At 70.2% G+C, this 14,765-nt stretch carries 13 protein-coding genes; 8 read left to right on the top strand and 5 right to left on the bottom strand.

Going from position 1 to position 14,765, the window contains the following annotated elements; genetic code table 11:
* Nucleotides 1-102 precede the first annotated feature (102 nt).
* Together F593_RS0119050 and F593_RS0119045 are read left to right on the top strand one after the other, a co-directional pair.
* The gene (locus tag F593_RS0119050) at nt 103-2,097 is read left to right on the top strand and encodes an O-antigen ligase family protein (RefSeq protein ID WP_022930341.1); all 1,995 of its coding nucleotides are present in this window, start codon (nt 103-105) and stop codon (nt 2,095-2,097) included.
* Nucleotides 2,094-2,339 (top strand): hypothetical protein, encoded by a 246-nt coding sequence (locus F593_RS0119045; protein ID WP_022930340.1) that lies wholly within the window; start codon nt 2,094-2,096, stop codon nt 2,337-2,339. The genes F593_RS0119050 and F593_RS0119045 overlap by 4 nt, the downstream gene beginning before the upstream one ends.
* On the opposite strand, the gene F593_RS26745 is transcribed toward F593_RS0119045, so the two are convergent.
* Nucleotides 2,323-2,817 carry an RNA polymerase sigma factor gene (locus F593_RS26745; RefSeq protein WP_022930339.1) on the bottom strand — a complete coding sequence of 165 codons (495 nt, stop codon included), beginning with the start codon at nt 2,815-2,817 and terminating at the stop codon, nt 2,323-2,325. The two genes, F593_RS0119045 and F593_RS26745, sit on opposite strands and share 17 nt — an antisense overlap.
* Before the next feature lie 344 nt (nt 2,818-3,161).
* On the opposite strand from F593_RS26745, the gene F593_RS28855 reads away from it, so the two are divergent.
* Genes F593_RS28855 through F593_RS0119010 form a run of 6 tightly spaced genes read left to right on the top strand, consistent with a single transcriptional unit; the run spans nt 3,162 to nt 9,577 of the window.
* Nucleotides 3,162-4,475 carry a sugar transferase gene (locus F593_RS28855; protein ID WP_022930338.1) on the top strand — a complete coding sequence of 438 codons (1,314 nt, stop codon included), beginning with the start codon at nt 3,162-3,164 and terminating at the stop codon, nt 4,473-4,475.
* A gap of 43 nt (nt 4,476-4,518) precedes the next feature.
* Nucleotides 4,519-5,310 carry an FkbM family methyltransferase gene (locus F593_RS26735; protein ID WP_084630212.1) on the top strand — a complete coding sequence of 264 codons (792 nt, stop codon included), beginning with the start codon at nt 4,519-4,521 and terminating at the stop codon, nt 5,308-5,310.
* Between the two features lie 7 nt (nt 5,311-5,317).
* Nucleotides 5,318-6,391, top strand: a complete 1,074-nt coding sequence (locus tag F593_RS0119025; protein ID WP_022930336.1) for an NAD-dependent epimerase/dehydratase family protein — start codon at nt 5,318-5,320, stop codon at nt 6,389-6,391.
* Nucleotides 6,391-7,131 (top strand): class I SAM-dependent methyltransferase, encoded by a 741-nt coding sequence (locus F593_RS28850; RefSeq protein WP_157252000.1) that lies wholly within the window; start codon nt 6,391-6,393, stop codon nt 7,129-7,131. Before F593_RS0119025 ends, F593_RS28850 begins: the two co-directional genes overlap by 1 nt.
* Entirely contained in the window at nt 7,128-8,411 is a 1,284-nt protein-coding gene (locus F593_RS0119015; RefSeq protein WP_022930334.1) for a lipopolysaccharide biosynthesis protein, read from the top strand. Before F593_RS28850 ends, F593_RS0119015 begins: the two co-directional genes overlap by 4 nt.
* Entirely contained in the window at nt 8,408-9,577 is a 1,170-nt protein-coding gene (locus tag F593_RS0119010) for a glycosyltransferase family 4 protein (RefSeq protein ID WP_157251998.1), read from the top strand. Before F593_RS0119015 ends, F593_RS0119010 begins: the two co-directional genes overlap by 4 nt.
* On the opposite strand, the gene F593_RS0119005 is transcribed toward F593_RS0119010, so the two are convergent.
* The 4 genes from F593_RS0119005 to F593_RS26725 all read right to left on the bottom strand — a co-directional run.
* Nucleotides 9,542-10,963, bottom strand: a complete 1,422-nt coding sequence (locus F593_RS0119005) for an O-antigen ligase family protein (RefSeq protein ID WP_169449227.1) — start codon at nt 10,961-10,963, stop codon at nt 9,542-9,544. The genes F593_RS0119010 and F593_RS0119005 overlap by 36 nt on opposite strands.
* 166 nt (nt 10,964-11,129) lie before the next feature.
* Complete coding sequence (locus tag F593_RS0119000; RefSeq protein WP_022930331.1) at nt 11,130-12,701, bottom strand: polysaccharide biosynthesis tyrosine autokinase; 1,572 nt, start codon at nt 12,699-12,701, stop codon at nt 11,130-11,132.
* 55 nt (nt 12,702-12,756) lie between these two features.
* On the bottom strand, nt 12,757-14,028 hold the full coding sequence (locus F593_RS0118995; RefSeq protein WP_022930330.1) for a glycosyltransferase family 4 protein: 1,272 nt from the start codon (nt 14,026-14,028) through the stop codon (nt 12,757-12,759).
* Nucleotides 14,029-14,030: 2 nt separating this feature from the next.
* Nucleotides 14,031-14,765: NAD-dependent epimerase/dehydratase family protein (locus F593_RS26725; protein WP_022930329.1), on the bottom strand; the 735-nt coding region annotated here is incomplete at its 5' end.

Here is a 14,765-nt window from a genome sequence, read left to right as displayed (position 1 = left end):
ACGCTCCGGCGGCCGCATTCCTGACGCGGGGACGTGATCGCTCCACCGCGGGCTTCCCCGCGGCGCGTCAGGAACCCGTGACGCACGACGTACATGAGTTGAATGCCCACCGCCACCGCCACGCACGCGCGCCTAGATGCCCTCGAGCACCTGAGCCGCTGGGTCCCTCCTGTCGGCGCCTTCCTGGCGGGCGGCGGCCCCGTCGTACTCCTCGGGTTCAGCAACGGGGGCTACGAGGTCGCGACCGTCGCGGGGTACGGCGTGGCGCTCTGGTGGCTCGTCCTCGTCGGGTTCCTCACCGGCGCCCTCCCGCGCCCCGCTCCCACCACGGGCGGCCGCGTCGTGCTGGGCAGCCTGCTCGCGCTAGCCGTGTGGGGCGGGATCTCGCTCGGCTGGAGCGCCGACGCCGAACGCGGCCTGACGGAGGTGGCCCGGATGGTCGTCGCGGGCGGCACCCTGTTGCTCGGGATGAGCGCCGTCCGCGCCGGCCACGCCCGCGTGCTCGCCGGCGGCGTCTTCGCGGGCCTGTCCGCCATCGTCGCCGCGGCCGTGCTGTCCCGCCTGCAGCCCGACCTGTTCCCCGCGGCCGGCACCACCGCCGAGTTCCTCGCCACGCGCGAGCGCACGTCGTGGCCGCTGAACTACTGGAACGCGATCGCGGCGGCCGGGGCCATGGCCCTGCCGCTGGGGATCGCCCTGGCCGCACGGGCGCGCCATACCTGGACCGCGGCGCTGGCCGTAGCCCCCGTTCCGGTGCTCGTGCTGGGCATCGCCTTCACCCTCTCCCGCGGCGGCATCGTGGCCGCCGCCTGCGGCCTCCTGGCCCTACTGCTGACCGTCGCCCCGCGGCCCGTCGTCCTGCGCACGCTCGTCGGGCCCGCCATCGGGGCCGCCACGGTCGTCGGTGCGGCGTGGCGGTCCCCGGCGCTCGTCGACGCCACGGGCGGCGCCGCCCAGTCCGATGCCGGCGGGCGGGTCATCGCCGTGGCGATCCTGGCCACCGCCGGAGTCGCGCTGCTGCAGGCGGGATGGACGACGGCAGACCGTGCCTGGTGGACGCCACGGCTCCCCCGCCCCCGCGGCCGTCGCGTCGTCGCCGCGGCGGTCGCGGCCGCGGTCGTTGCCGTGGTCCTCGCTGCAGTGGTGGCAGGCGCCCCCGACCGGGTTTCGCAGGCCTGGGACGACTTCCGGGTGCCCACGGTCAGCGCGACCGTGGCGAACGCCGGCGGCTCGGACCGGCTCGGCAGCATCTCGGGCAACGGGCGCTACCAGGTGTGGTCGGGGGCGTGGGACGCCGCCTCGGCGCACCCCCTAGCCGGCATCGGGCTCGGGTCGTGGGAGTCGTGGTGGAACCCACGGCGGGCCGACACCGGATTCGTGCGCAACGCCCACTCCCAGCCCTTCGAGCTGGCGGCCGAGCTCGGCCTGATCGGCGGGCTCCTGTTCCTCGCCGTCGTCGGGATCCCGCTGCTGAGCGGCCTCGTCAGCGGCCTGCGGCGACGCGCGCTCGCTTCCGACGCCGCCTTGGTCGCTCCCGCCCTCGTAGCCTTCTGCGTCGCGCTCCTCATCGACTGGAACTGGCAGATCTCGGCGTTCGCGGTCGCGGGCATGACACTGGCCGCCGTCGCGGTCGCGCGCCCTCACCCCGACGCAACGACCGCGCCGGGCGCCGCGCCGTCCGGCCCCAGCGGTCGGCGTCGCGCCATGGTCCGGACCGTCGCAATTGCCCTCGTCTCCGTCGGCTCCATCGCCGTGCTCTCGACGGCCCTGGTCGCCCCGCAGGCCGTCGACGCCAGCCGCGCTGCGGCCGCGCGGGGAGACACCACGGAGGCCGCGGCCCGGGCGGCGGACGGCGCGGCAGCGGCCGACTTCGCCGCCAGCCCGCTCCTGCAGCTCGCCACGGTCCGCGAGCAGCAGGGCCGGCTGGCAGCGGCGGCCTCGGCCGCGCGGGCCGCCACGCGCCGCACGCCGGACGACTGGCGTCCCTGGTTCGTCCTCGCCCGGGTCGAGACGGCCCGGGGCCGCGACCGCCAGGCCGTGACGGCGTTCCGCCGCGCCCGGCAGCTCAACCCGAACTCGAAGCTGCTCGCCCCATGACCGTCGACCACGAAGCCGATCCCTTCGAGGGCGAGCCGCTCTCGCCGGAGGACGAGGCGTTCGCGGAGCGCCTGCGCGCCGACGCGCCGCGCCCCTCCCCCCGCCTGCGGCGGCGCGTCGGCGACCGGGTGGCCGCGGCGTTCGCGCGCCGGGCGCTGCGCCCGCGGGCCGCGGCGTTCGTCGTATCGGGCGGTGCACTCTTGGCCGCGTCCGTCGTCCTGGCCCTCAGCGGACCGCGCTAGCGTCGCCGATCTCCGCGCGCATCCGCCGCAGGGCGCGCGACAGGATCTGGTGGACGTTGGCCTCGGTGGTCCCGATCAGCCGGGCAATCTCGCGGCCGCTTAGGTCGGCGCCGAAGCGCAGCCCGATCACGCGGCGCTCGCGGTCGCCGAGGGACGCGATGGCCTCCTGCAGGCGCGGGTCGATGCCGATGGCGGGCCGCATCTCCTCCGCCGCCCATTCGTCACGCTCGTCGTCGAACGCCCGCTCGTCCCGGCGCCCCTGACGCCTGTAGTGGTCGACGAGCACGTGCTCGGCGATGGCGAACACCCACGTGGTGACCCCGCCGCGGTCGGGGTCGAACCGGCGGGCGTGGCGCACCACCCGCTCGAACGTCTGCGACGTGAGGTCCTCGGCGTCGGACGTGCGACCGACGCGATACGCGAAGAACGCATAGACCCGGTCCAGGTGGCTCGTGTAGATGGCGGAGACGTCGAGCACGGGGACACGGGTCGGAACTGGCGGGACCATAGCGGCGAAACCTCGAAGATCACCACTCGGGATGTCACAAAGCTCATGCCGTTATCCGAATGACTCAATGACACCCCCTCCCGCCCGTCTATGCTGCACCCCGCGCGCCGCGTAACAGCGGTAGCCGACGCCGTACGTCCGAATTCGTGAACCGTCCCAACCACCCAACCGCCACGCCTTCGCGGGTCGCCTCCGGCTTTCGCCGGTCCGCGGCATCGTCGCCGTCTGCTGACGACGAAGCGATTCGCATCGCCGGTGTCCGCAGGTACCGCCGTGGGCGTATACGCCAGCTCTTCCTCGTCAGCGGCGACGCCGTGGCGGTCGCCGCGCCGTTGTACCTGCTGAACCTTTCGAACGGCGCGTTCGGGCTGCAGGTACCGACCTTGGCGTCCGTCTCGGTCGCCGCCATCTGGGTGCTGCTGCTCCACCTCTACGGGCTCTACCCACGGTTCCCGCGGTACGTCACGACCTCGACGCTCAACGAACTCCCGACGCTCTTTCACGCCGCGCTCGTGAGCACGGTGGCATCGGGGTTCTGCCTCACCGCGTGGGGTGCCGACGCCCTCAGCCGTCCCCTTGCCGTCCTCCTCGGCTCGGCGATCGTGCTGCTCCCGCTCCTGCGGCTGATCACGCGGCAGGTACTGACGAGGCTCGTAGGCCCAGAACGCGTGCTGCTCGTAGGAACCGGTTCGGCCACGGCCACGGTCGAGCAGGCGCTCGACGTGCGCCGCGACATCGTCGTCGTCGACCATGTCGGGTTGCCCGGTCAGTGGCGGCGCGAGATGAACGACGAGGAAGTCGAGGTCGACCACCTCGAGCGCATCGTCGTGCGGCAGCAGGTCGACCGCGTGCTGCTGTCGACCATGGAGCTGGGCGACACCGCCGTCGGCGACTTCCTGCATTGGAGCCGCCGCGTGAACGTCAGCCTGACGGTGCTGCCCGAGCACTTCGACATCGTCGGCGTCGGCGCCGCCATCGATCAGGTCCGCGGCGCGACCGTCGTGTCGCTGCAGCCGCCGGCGCTCTCGCGCACGGCCCGCACGCTCAAGCGCGCCCTGGACCTCTTCGGAGCGGCCTCGGGGATCGTGCTGCTACTGCCCGTGATGGTCGCCATCGCCGTGGCCGTGCGCATGGACTCGTCGGGCCCCGTGCTGTTCCGCCAGCAGCGGATCGGCCGCGGCGGCCGGCGGTTCCAGCTCCTCAAGTTCCGCACGATGGTCCCCGACGCGGACGCCATGACGGAGCGCCTGATGGCCGACAGCTCCGACCCGCACTGGTTGCAGCTCGAGCACGACCCGCGAATCACCCGCGTCGGACGGTTCCTGCGCAGCACCAGCCTCGACGAGCTGCCCCAGCTCTACAACGTGCTGGCAGGCCACATGTCGCTCGTCGGTCCCCGCCCGCTCTCCGTCCGCGACGACGCTCGCGTGGGCGGCTGGGCTCGCGGCCGCCTCGACATCACCCCCGGCCTGACGGGCCTCTGGCAGGTGCTCGGTCGCAAGTCCGTGCCCTTCGAGGAGATGGTGAAGCTCGACTACGTCTACGTGAACAACTGGTCGCTCTGGGGCGACGTGAAGCTGCTGCTCCAGACCCTGCCCGCCGTCATCGCCGGCCGTGGTGCGCGTTGACCCGCCGGTCCCGACGCCGCCCGCCCTCTCGACCCACCTTCATATGAGCGCATCCCTTCACAGCCGCATCCGGCTCGCACGCGTCCGCGCGTCCAAGGCCCTCGCCCTCGCACGGACTCCGAGCCATTGGCCCGCGGTGCGGGCGGGCGTCGTCCCGACCGTGGAGCACGAACGCGCGCCGCTCGGCGGACCGTACGCGACCGTGCTTGACGTGGGCGCCTCACGGGGGCAGTTCGCGCTGCACGCCCGTCACCGCTATCCCGACGCGCGCATCGTCTGTTTCGAACCGTTGCCGGCATCGCAGCAGACCCTCCGCCGCGTGTTGGGTGACCGCGTCGAGCTGCGTCCCGTCGCCGTCGGCGCCGAGGCGGGCACGGCGAGCATGCATGTGTCGGCCGCCGACGACTCGTCGTCGCTCCTGCCGATCGGGGAGCGACAGCTCGCCGAGTTCCCGGGCACGCAGGAGGCCCGCCAGCTCGAGGTCCCGGTCGTCACCCTCGACGACGTCATCGACGAGGGGCTCGCGGGGCCGGTGCTCCTGAAGATCGACGTCCAGGGCCTCGAGCTCGACGTGCTCCGCGGCGCCGGCGACGCCCTCGCCGCCGCCGTCGACACCATCTTCGTCGAGTGCTCCTTCGTGGAGCTCTACGAGGGACAGGCCCTCGCCGACGAGGTGATCGCCTTTCTCTTCTCCCACGGGTTCCGGCTCGCCGGCGTCCACGGCCTCGCCACCGGCCAGGGCGGTCAGACGCTCCAGGCCGACCTCCTGTTCATCAACGCCGTCGCCCCGGGCGACCGCGCACGCCCCGTCCTTCACGCCTCGTCCCAAAGGTAAGTCGCACATGCCTCTCGCAATCGTCACCGGGTCCGGTGGCCTCATCGGATCCGCCACGGTCGAGCACTTCGTCGGGCGTGGCTTCGACGTCATCGGCGTCGAGAACGACATGCGGGCCCAGTTCTTCGGGCCTGAGGCCTCGACCTCGCGGACGTCGAGCCGGCTGGCCGACAGCTACCCCGAGCACTTTCGCACCGTCGACATGGACATCCGCGACACGGAGGGCGTCCGCAAGCTCGTGCGCGACAACGCCGGCGGGCTCGAGCTCGTCGTCCACACCGCGGCGCAGCCGTCGCACGACTGGGCGGCGTCCGACGCCATCGCTGACTTCACGGTCAACGCGAACGGCACGCTGAACATGCTCGAGGCCGTCCGGCACGAGAAGGCCGACGCGACGTTCATCCACATGTCGACGAACAAGGTCTACGGCGACCGGCCGAACTTCCTGCCGCTGATCGAAACCGAGACGCGACTCGAGCTGCCCGAGGACCACGAGTTCTACGGCGGCATCGACACCTCGATGTCGATCGACCGCACCATGCACTCCGTCTTCGGCGCGTCGAAGGTCGCGGCCGACGTGATGGTGCAGGAGTACGGGCGTTACTTCGACATGCCGACCGTCTGCTTCCGCGGCGGCTGCCTGACGGGTCCCGCGCACGCCGGCGCCAAGCTCCACGGGTTCCTGAGCTACCTCATGAAGTGCACCGTCTCCGGAACGCCGTACACGATCTTCGGCTACGACGGCAAGCAGGTGCGCGACAACATCCACGCCGCCGACGTCGTCAAGGCGTTCGACCTGTTCCACGGCGACCCGACGGCCTCGGCGGTCTACAACCTGGGCGGCGGGCGGCAGAGCAACGTCTCGATGCTCGAGGCGATCGCGCTGTGCCAGGAGATCGCCGGCCGCGAGCTGGAGTACACGCTCTCGTCCGAGAACCGCGCCGGCGACCACCGCTGGTACGTCAGCGACTTCTCCGACTTCGAGGCGAAGTACCCGAGCTTCAAGCTGGAGTACGGGATCCGTGAGGTGCTGCAGGAGATCCACGACGCCAACGTGGAGCAGTGGAGCGCGGTCGCCTGATGGCTCTCCGGCCGCAGACCCGCGGCGACGGGTCCGCCCCGCCCGACCGCGTCCCCCTGCCCCCGCGCTACCAGGCCGTGTGGGACGCCCCGTTCCGCGACGCGATCGAGCGGACGCTGCGCCCCGGCATGGCGATCCTCGACGTCGGCTCGGGCCGCAACCCGACCATCCTCCCCGACGAGCGCCCGGGCGGCACCACGTACGTGGGCCTGGACCTCTCCCGTGAGGAGCTCGAGGCCGCCGGCCCCCGCGCCTACGACGAACACGCCGTCGCCGACGTCGGGGCGCTGCAGGACGAGCTCATCGGCCGCTTCGACCTCATCGTCAGCTGGCAGGTCCTGGAACACGTGGAGGATCTGGGCGCCGCGTTCGTCTGCATGCGGGCCTACCTCAAGCCGGGCGGCGTCCTTGTCGCGATGTTCTCGGGTGGCCGCTCCGCGTTCGCCCTCGTCAACCGCGCCATCCCCTTCCACATCGGCGCGCCGATCGTGAAGAAGGTCATGGGCCGCTCGGATCGCAACCCGGTCTTCCCGGCCTACTACGACCGCTGCACGGCGGGCAGGCTGCGGACGATGCTGCGAGAGTGGACCGCCGTGGACGTGGCCCCGTTCTACGCCGGGGCCCGGTACTTCGGGTTCTCGAAAGTGGCGAGCCGGGCGTACCTCGCCTACGAGGACGCGATCGAGCGGCGTCGTGCCGAAGACCTCGCCACGCACTACCTGTTGACCGCCACTCGGTGATCGCGCGACTCCGCAGCCCGCAGGTCCGGGCGATCATCGACGGGCTTGGATCCTCGGTCCTCATCCAGGCGTGCGTGCTCATCAGCGGCATCGCCGCAGCGCGCCTGCTCGGTCCTGGTGACCGGGGCAACCTCGCGTTGATCTGGACCGTCACGCTCACCCTGTCGCAGCTCGGCAGTTTGGGTCTGCCCCTTGCCGTCACGAAGGAGGCGGCGCAGCGGGACACCGATGCCCGGGCGTTGGCTCGCGAGCTGCGCAGGCCGGTGTTGGTGCAGATAGCCGTCGTGTCCCTAGTGCACGCCGCGACCGTGGCGGCGCTCGTGTCGTTCACGTCTCTCCCGCCGGCGGCAGCGTGGCTCTCGCTCGTCGTCCTGCCCCCGATGCTCGCCCAGATGTTCGGGCTCGCGGTGCTCCAGGGCTTGCGGGAGTTCCGCACACTGAACCTGCTTCGAACGCTCCCGCTCGCGCTCTATGCCGCAGCTCTCATCGCGCTGGCCGTCATCGGGAATCCGACCCTGCTCGCAGTCACGTGGGCGTGGATCGGAAGCTACGCGGCGTCGGCCGCCGTGACGATATGGGTGCTAGTCCAATGTCTCCAACGTGCGCCCGCCGCCGCGACGCAGAATCGACGCCCCGACGTCGCCAGCATGCGGCGGTTCGGGTTGCGCGGCCTCCTCGGATGGGCGTCCCCGACCGAGACGTTCCGTGTCGATCAACTCGTCGTGGGGCTCGTGCTCTCCTCTCACAGCCTGGGGTTGTACGTCGCTGCACTCGCGTTCACGAACTTCCCTCGCTTCGTCGCGCAAGCTGTTGGCCTGGTCGCATATCCAAGCGTGAGCCGGGCCACCTCACCCGTCGAGAAACGAACAGCCACCCTGGGGTTCCTCGGCCTCGGCTCTTTGTTCAGCTTCGTGGTCTGCGGCGGGCTCGCAATCTTGGCGCACCCGCTGGTGACCATCGCATTCGGGCAAGAATTCGAGGCGGCGGCCGGGCCCCTCCGTGTCCTCCTAATCGCCACGTTCCTCCTGTGCGTCCGACGGGTGCTCACGGACGCGACGCGGGGCGCAGGCTTCGAGAGCGCAGGGTCGCGCGCGGAGATGCTGTCCTGGCTCGTCCTCGTTCCGGGGTTCCTCGTCTTTGCCGGTCCGTTCGGGCTCTACGGGGTCGCCTGGGTGCTGGTCGGTTCGTACGCGGTCAGTGCCGCCGTCCTCGGGTACCTCACGCTACGCCCAGGCGGCTGGGCCATCGACGGGCCTGCCGCAAGCACCACTGTCCCGTGACCCATCCGGCTGACGGAGACGCACCAATGAAGGTCCTACGCATCATCACCACGGTCGAGCCCCACGTGGGCGGGCCGTCGTACTCGGCAACGAACGCCGCGATCGCCGAGCAGGAGGCCGGCGTTCAGACGACGCTCGTCTCTACGGACGTGCTCGGCGACCGAGGGTTCGCTCCTCCTGGCCTGGAGCAGGCCGGCGTGCGCCACCTGCGCTTCAAGCGCATCGGGGTCGCGGCTGAGCTCGCCGCACGTTGGGGCATCAGCGTCGGCTTCGTGCGCTGGATCCTCCGCAACGGCCGGGCGTTCGACGTGATCCACGTGCACTACGTGTGGTCCGTGGGCACCGTGGCCGGCGTCTTGGCGGGCCTGTTGTGGCGTCGCCCCGTCGTCATGACCCCCCATGAGTCGCTGACGGAGTTCGACATCGTGGTCTCACGTTCGCGGCTGCGAACGCTGCAGAAACGGGCTGTGCGGTGGCTGCTGCTCCGCTCGATCCGCAAGGTGATCGTGGCGTCCGAACTCGAGCGCCGCGACAGCCGACTCTCGGCAGACCTGGCAGCTGTCGTGCCGCACCCCGTCATGCGGGCCGCCGAGCTGGAAGCCGACGATAGGCCGGTCTCGGAGCCGCCCATTGACTTCGGCTTCCTTGGCCGCCTTCACGAGAAGAAGCGGGTCGGGCTCCTCCTCGACGCGGTCGCATCGACGGACGGCCCGGCAACTCTGGTCGTCGGGGGCAACCACCCCCCGGAGCAGTACGCGGAACTCCGCGAGCACGCTCGACGGCTGGGAGTCGACGACCGCGTGCGGTTCGTCGGGTTCGTGCCTGCGGATCAGAAGGCCGCCTTCTTCGCCTCGATCCGCTTCCTTGCCATGCCCTCTCAGTACGAGTGCTTCGGAATGGTGGCTGCAGAGGCCATGGCTAGTGGAACCCCGGTCATCGTCACTCGGACGTCCGGGGTTGCCGATGTCGTGGAACGCTACGGAGCGGGAATCGTGGTGCCCACCGACGACCCTGAAGCGTTGCAACGGGCTCTTCGACGATCTGTGGATGACGCGGCAGGCCGTCACGCGATGGGCCACAACGCCTATCGCGCCGCAGTGGAGCAATTCTCGTTCCGAGCCTACGGCGAATCAGTGCTTTGCTTGTACCGGGCCGTGGCCCGCTGAGGCACCCCTCGGGACGTGGGCTTGATCGGAGAACGCTGCCGGGCCTCGCCTCGAAGACGCACGTTCATCTTCCTGCGGGTGTCCCTCCTCCGACGCCGGGGAAGCGTCGCGTCCCAAGAGGTGCACCGCAAGGATCAAGCCAGCGGGTACGAAGAGATAGCGGTCGAACAGCTGGTTCGAGCGGATGGACATCACCACCAGCGCGATGATCGATGCCGACGATGCGGCCGCGACACCGGCCAGCGCACTTGACAGGTATGCGGCACGTGCGAGCCGAAGACCTTCGCGGATCGGCCCCAACGTGAAGAACGCGAACGCCAGGATTCCCAGCACGCCCCCAGCGGCATAGAGCTGGAGATAGACGCTGTGCGCCCGGCGCAGCTCGCCGAAGCCCGATCCCACCACTGGGGACTCGTTGATGCGTTCGAGAGCATCGCGGATAGCGACGCTTCGCTCGCGATCGGAGTCCGAAACGCTGGCCGCGACTCCAGACGACCCGGTCAGCCGTTGCACGGCGATCGTAGTGCTGTCGCCCGGGATGGCGAGCAGCACCACGCAGATTACGGCCCCGGCAATCGCCATCCACCGTGCTATGCGACCGCTCGATGACGGCTGGATCAAGGGGAGCACCGCGAGGCCCACGACGAGGCCGATCACTCCAGCTCGGGAGCCTGACACCAAGCAACCCATGACCGCAATCGTGAAGAGCGCGGCGTAGACCAACCGCTGTCTCGGGGTGTGTGCGTGTGCGAACCGCGAGAACGCGACCGGAACCGCCATCGCCGCCGACACCGCCAGGTGGTTGACCTGGGTCGTGAGGCCCGCAGCACGGTCGACGATCTCCACCCCGGTCAGTGAGGTCCCGATCGACGTACCGGCCACGATGTCGGCTACGCCCACGGCGGCACTCACGGCGACCGAAGCGAGCCACAGGTCGACAAAGAAACCGAGCAAGCCGCTGCCGTGGCCGACCGTGCCGATCACGAGGGTCGTGAGAACGACGGCGACGCCGAGCCGCACACCCTCAGAAGCGTCGGCCAGAGGGCCTAGGCCTGTCAGCGCGGAGACGAGCATCGCGAGCAGCAACAGGTAGACGCTCCACACCATCCAGCCCGGCACCACGGACAGCCGGGTCCGGGTCCGCGGGGACGCGATCCAGGCCGCCGCAGCCACCATGAGGAACGGATCGGAGACGGTGAGCCCCGGAGCAAGCCGAACGCCGTTCCAGCTGATTGTCAGCATGGCCACCGCCAGCGAGCCCACGCCCACGTACTGCAGGGTGTCGAGACGCGGTGTGGCGCGTGTCAGCGACCGCCCCAGCGACAGAAGCCGGCGATTCGCGGCCAATGTTCCACGCGATACGACGAGCCCGACCACGACGACCATCGCGGCGATCAACGTCGCACGCGGCCACTGAGCTACGGCGACGCCAACCGTAGTTGCGACGCCGAGCCCGACCAGAATCGCCGAGGCTGAACCCGTGTGACTCCGCCCAGAGCGATCAAGCAGCCGATTCACTGCGCCGCCCATCCGCACCCGAGTTCCAGATCGCCTACGGAGCGGACGGAGCCGCGACCGTCTCGCCCGGCTGCGATGTCGAGGCACTGTACGTGTAGTAGTCGCCGTAGCGACCCTCAGCATCAGTCTCGGCGCCTGTGACGACTTGCCCGAGTATCGCGACGTCGAGGCGGTCGAGCGCCCGATGGGTCTCGCGCAACATCGCACGGCGGACGACGCCGATCCGCACGCAGATAAAGGCAGCGTCGGCGTAGGAAGCGATGATGGTCGCGTCACTGACAGCCAGCACCGGCGGGGCATCGATATAGACGATGTCGAAGCGCTCCCGCAGGTCGCGGATGACCTCAACGACGGCGTTCGACCCGACGAACTCTGCAGGATCAGGGGGCAGCGATCCGCTGGGCAGGACGTGGAGGGAACCGCGTGTCCGTGGAAGCGCCGCGCCCTCGGACAGCCCGGGGAGGTCCACCTCCACGAGGGCCTCGTCGAGAGTGGCGCCGTCGACGACGGTCGTGGTGATGCCGACACCCGAGTTAATCTCGAACAGCCTTGCGAGCGTGGGGCGTCGAAGGTCGAAGTCGACGATTGCAACCCGCTTGCCCGACATGGCGGTCGCCAGAGCGAGGTTTGCGACGGTTGTCGACTTTCCCTCCCCCTGAACCGCGCTCGTGACCATCACGGTCTTGGCGGAGTGCGCGACCAACCCGAAGTTCAGGTTCGCCCGCAGGATGCGGAACCCCTCGGCCTCCGGACCGCCGGGCGCTGCGCGCATCACCAACGCGGCGGAATCACCCTTCCGGTTCCGACCACGTGGACGGGGAAGCCGGCTAAGCACCGGGGTGTCGAGCACAGCCTCCGCCTCAGATCCAGAGCGGACGCGCGTGTCGACGGCATTCCGGAGCAGCGCAGCCCCGATCCCGAGCAGGGCGCCGAGGATCAAACCCACCAGCCCGTTCCGTGCCGGACGCGGCTGCACCTGGGGCGCTTCGCTGGGCACCGCAACCACCTGAGCGTTCGCGGTCTGAAGGACGAGACGCTGTTCGAGATCCTGCCGACTAGCGCTCAGCCGCTCGATACGGGCGGATGACGGTCGAGCAGCGGCTCGCTCGGCAACAAGCGCAGCGTCCACGTCCTCCAGCGCCTTTTCGAGGGCAGCGCCATCGAGATCGCGCCGGTACGCGATGTACGAATTCGCGTAGGCGACCGCCAGGCGTCGAGCCTGGTCGGGCGCACCCCTCGTGACGGTGAAGTTGAGCAGGTCGCTGTCCTGCTCGGCCTCGACCGTCGTGTCGGCTTCGAGCTGTTTGACCGTCCCGTCCGTCGCGGGGAGGCCGATAGCGGAGAGCGTCTTCCCCAACACCGTCGGCGTCCGCGCCAGGCGCGCCTGTGTCACAAGGATCTGCTGAAAGCTCTGCTGTTGGAGCCCGACATCCGTCCCGCCGGAAAGCTGGTTCGCAACGCTCTGGCGACTCACCAGCACCGTGCTGGTCGCTGCGTAGCGGTCTTCCTGCGTCAAGGAGACCAGCACCGCCACGAGCGGCACACCGAGCGTCAGCACCAGTACTAGCGCGAGGTTGTGCCGTACGATCCGCGCGTAGTGCGTCACCGCAGACTCATTACGGTCGGCACCAAAAGTCTGAGACATGGGTGTGGTCACCGGTTCACGTGTTCGAAGCAGGACGCGACTGAACCGTGTCGGCCGACGAGGCGCGCAGCTTACTCCCTGCACCGCCACTTGGTCCTGCCTCCATACCTTCGATCACGTTCACGAACCGTTCCGCCACCATCGTCGGCGAGAAGGAGTCGTGAGCAAACCGGAAAGAGCATTCGCCACGGTCGGCGAGCGCGTCTCCATCTCGGAGCGCCTCCGCGACGCGCGCCGGGAACGCCTCGGGCTGCGAGGCGTCCGTGACCCACCCTCCCCCGGACTCCTCGACAATCCGCCCCGTCTCGCTACCGATGCGGACCGAGGCGACAACGGGAAGGCCGTAAGCCATGTAGTTCATGAGCTTGGACGGCAGGTTGAACTCGGCGACGTCGGCGCGCTGGCTGACGACGCCGATGGCGGCCTCGCGGAGCACCGGGGTCAGCTCCTCGTCGTAGAGGACGCCGGTCATCTCGACACGGTCGGTGCGGATCCGGGCGCGGACGTCATCGGCGGCGACGCCACCGCCGGCGATCACCAGGCGGGCGCCGCGGGCGGCCAGCTCGTCGTTGTCCTGCCAGGCGTCGACGATCTTGTCGAGACCCTGGCTGTGGCCGATGTTGCCCATCACCAGGACGCTCGGCCGGTCGGCCGCCGCGTTCGCGCGCACGTCGTTCGGCGTGTCCGCCTGGCGGCTGGAGGGGTTGAAGACCCGGACGATCTTGTCCGCCGGAACCCCCTTGCGCTCGAGGTTGCGCCGGAACTCGTCCGAGATGACGACGATCTTGCTGGCCGACGCGTAGGCCGCACGCTCGAACCGGCGGGCCGCCTTGAGCGCGGGCCCCTCGGAGAGCTGACCGGTGGTGGCTGCGCCGTCCGTGACGATGTCCTGCAGCCACATGACCCACGGAATGCCGCGGGCCTTCGAGAAGGCCATCGCGGGCGCCAGCGCCGGGAACGACGGGGTGACGGCGATCATCACGTCGGCGTCCGGGAGCAGCGGCGCGGCGAGCGACTGCGCGGCGGTGAACGTCAGCTCCTGCCGCACACGGGCCAGTCCCGAGGACCGGCCCGGCCACAGGGGCAGGCGCAGCACCGGCACGCCGTTGCGGTTCTCGCGGTAGGGCCGCACGCGCACGCCCCACGCCGGCTCGGGGTAGTGCGGATGCGCGGCGACGACGAGCACGTCGTGGCCCCGGGCGATGAGCGCCTCGGCCAGCATCGCGCTGAGCGGCGCGATGCCCTGCGGCTCGGGCGCGTAGTTGTAGGACCAGAGCTGGATGCGCACAGTCAGACGCCCCGCACTTCGATGCCGAGGAGGCCTTCGCGGCCGGCGAGCTCGATGGTCTTCTGCAGCCCGTCGCGCAGGTCGATGGTGGGCTCCCAACCCAGCAGCTGGTTGGCGCGTGTGATGTCGGGGCGGCGCTGCTGCGGGTCGTCCTTGGGCAGCGGCTGGTGGACGATCTCGCTCTTGGAGCCGGTCACGTCGATGACGGTCTTCGCGAGCTCCATGAGCGTGAACTCGCCGGGGTTCCCGATGTTGACGGGGTCGTGCTCGCCGGACTCGGCCAGCGCGATGATGCCGCGGATCAGGTCGCTGGAGTAGCAGAAGGACCGGGTCTGGCTGCCGTCGCCGAACATCGTGATCGGCTCGTCGGCCAGCGCCTGGCGGAAGAACGTCGGGATCGCGCGGCCGTCGTGCGGGCGCATCCGCGCGCCGTAGGTGTTGAAGATCCGCACGATCGCGGTGTCGACGCCCTGCTGGCGGTGGTAGGCCATCGTCAGGGCTTCGGCGTAGCGCTTGGCCTCGTCGTAGACGCCCCTGGGGCCGATCGGGTTGACGTGGCCCCAGTAGGACTCGTCCTGCGGGTGGACCTTCGGGTCGCCGTAGACCTCGGAGGTGGAGAAGAGGAGGAAGCGGGCGCGGTGCTTCTTGGCCAGGCCGAGGGCGTGGTGGGTGCCGTAGGAGCCGACCTTCAGCGTGTGCAGCGGCAGGCGCAGGTAGTCGATCGGCGACGCGGGCGA

It is taken from the genome of Patulibacter americanus DSM 16676, assembly GCF_000420025.1.
Lineage (GTDB): Bacteria > Actinomycetota > Thermoleophilia > Solirubrobacterales > Solirubrobacteraceae > Patulibacter > Patulibacter americanus.
This window is presented reverse-complemented; position numbering and strand designations above follow the sequence as displayed.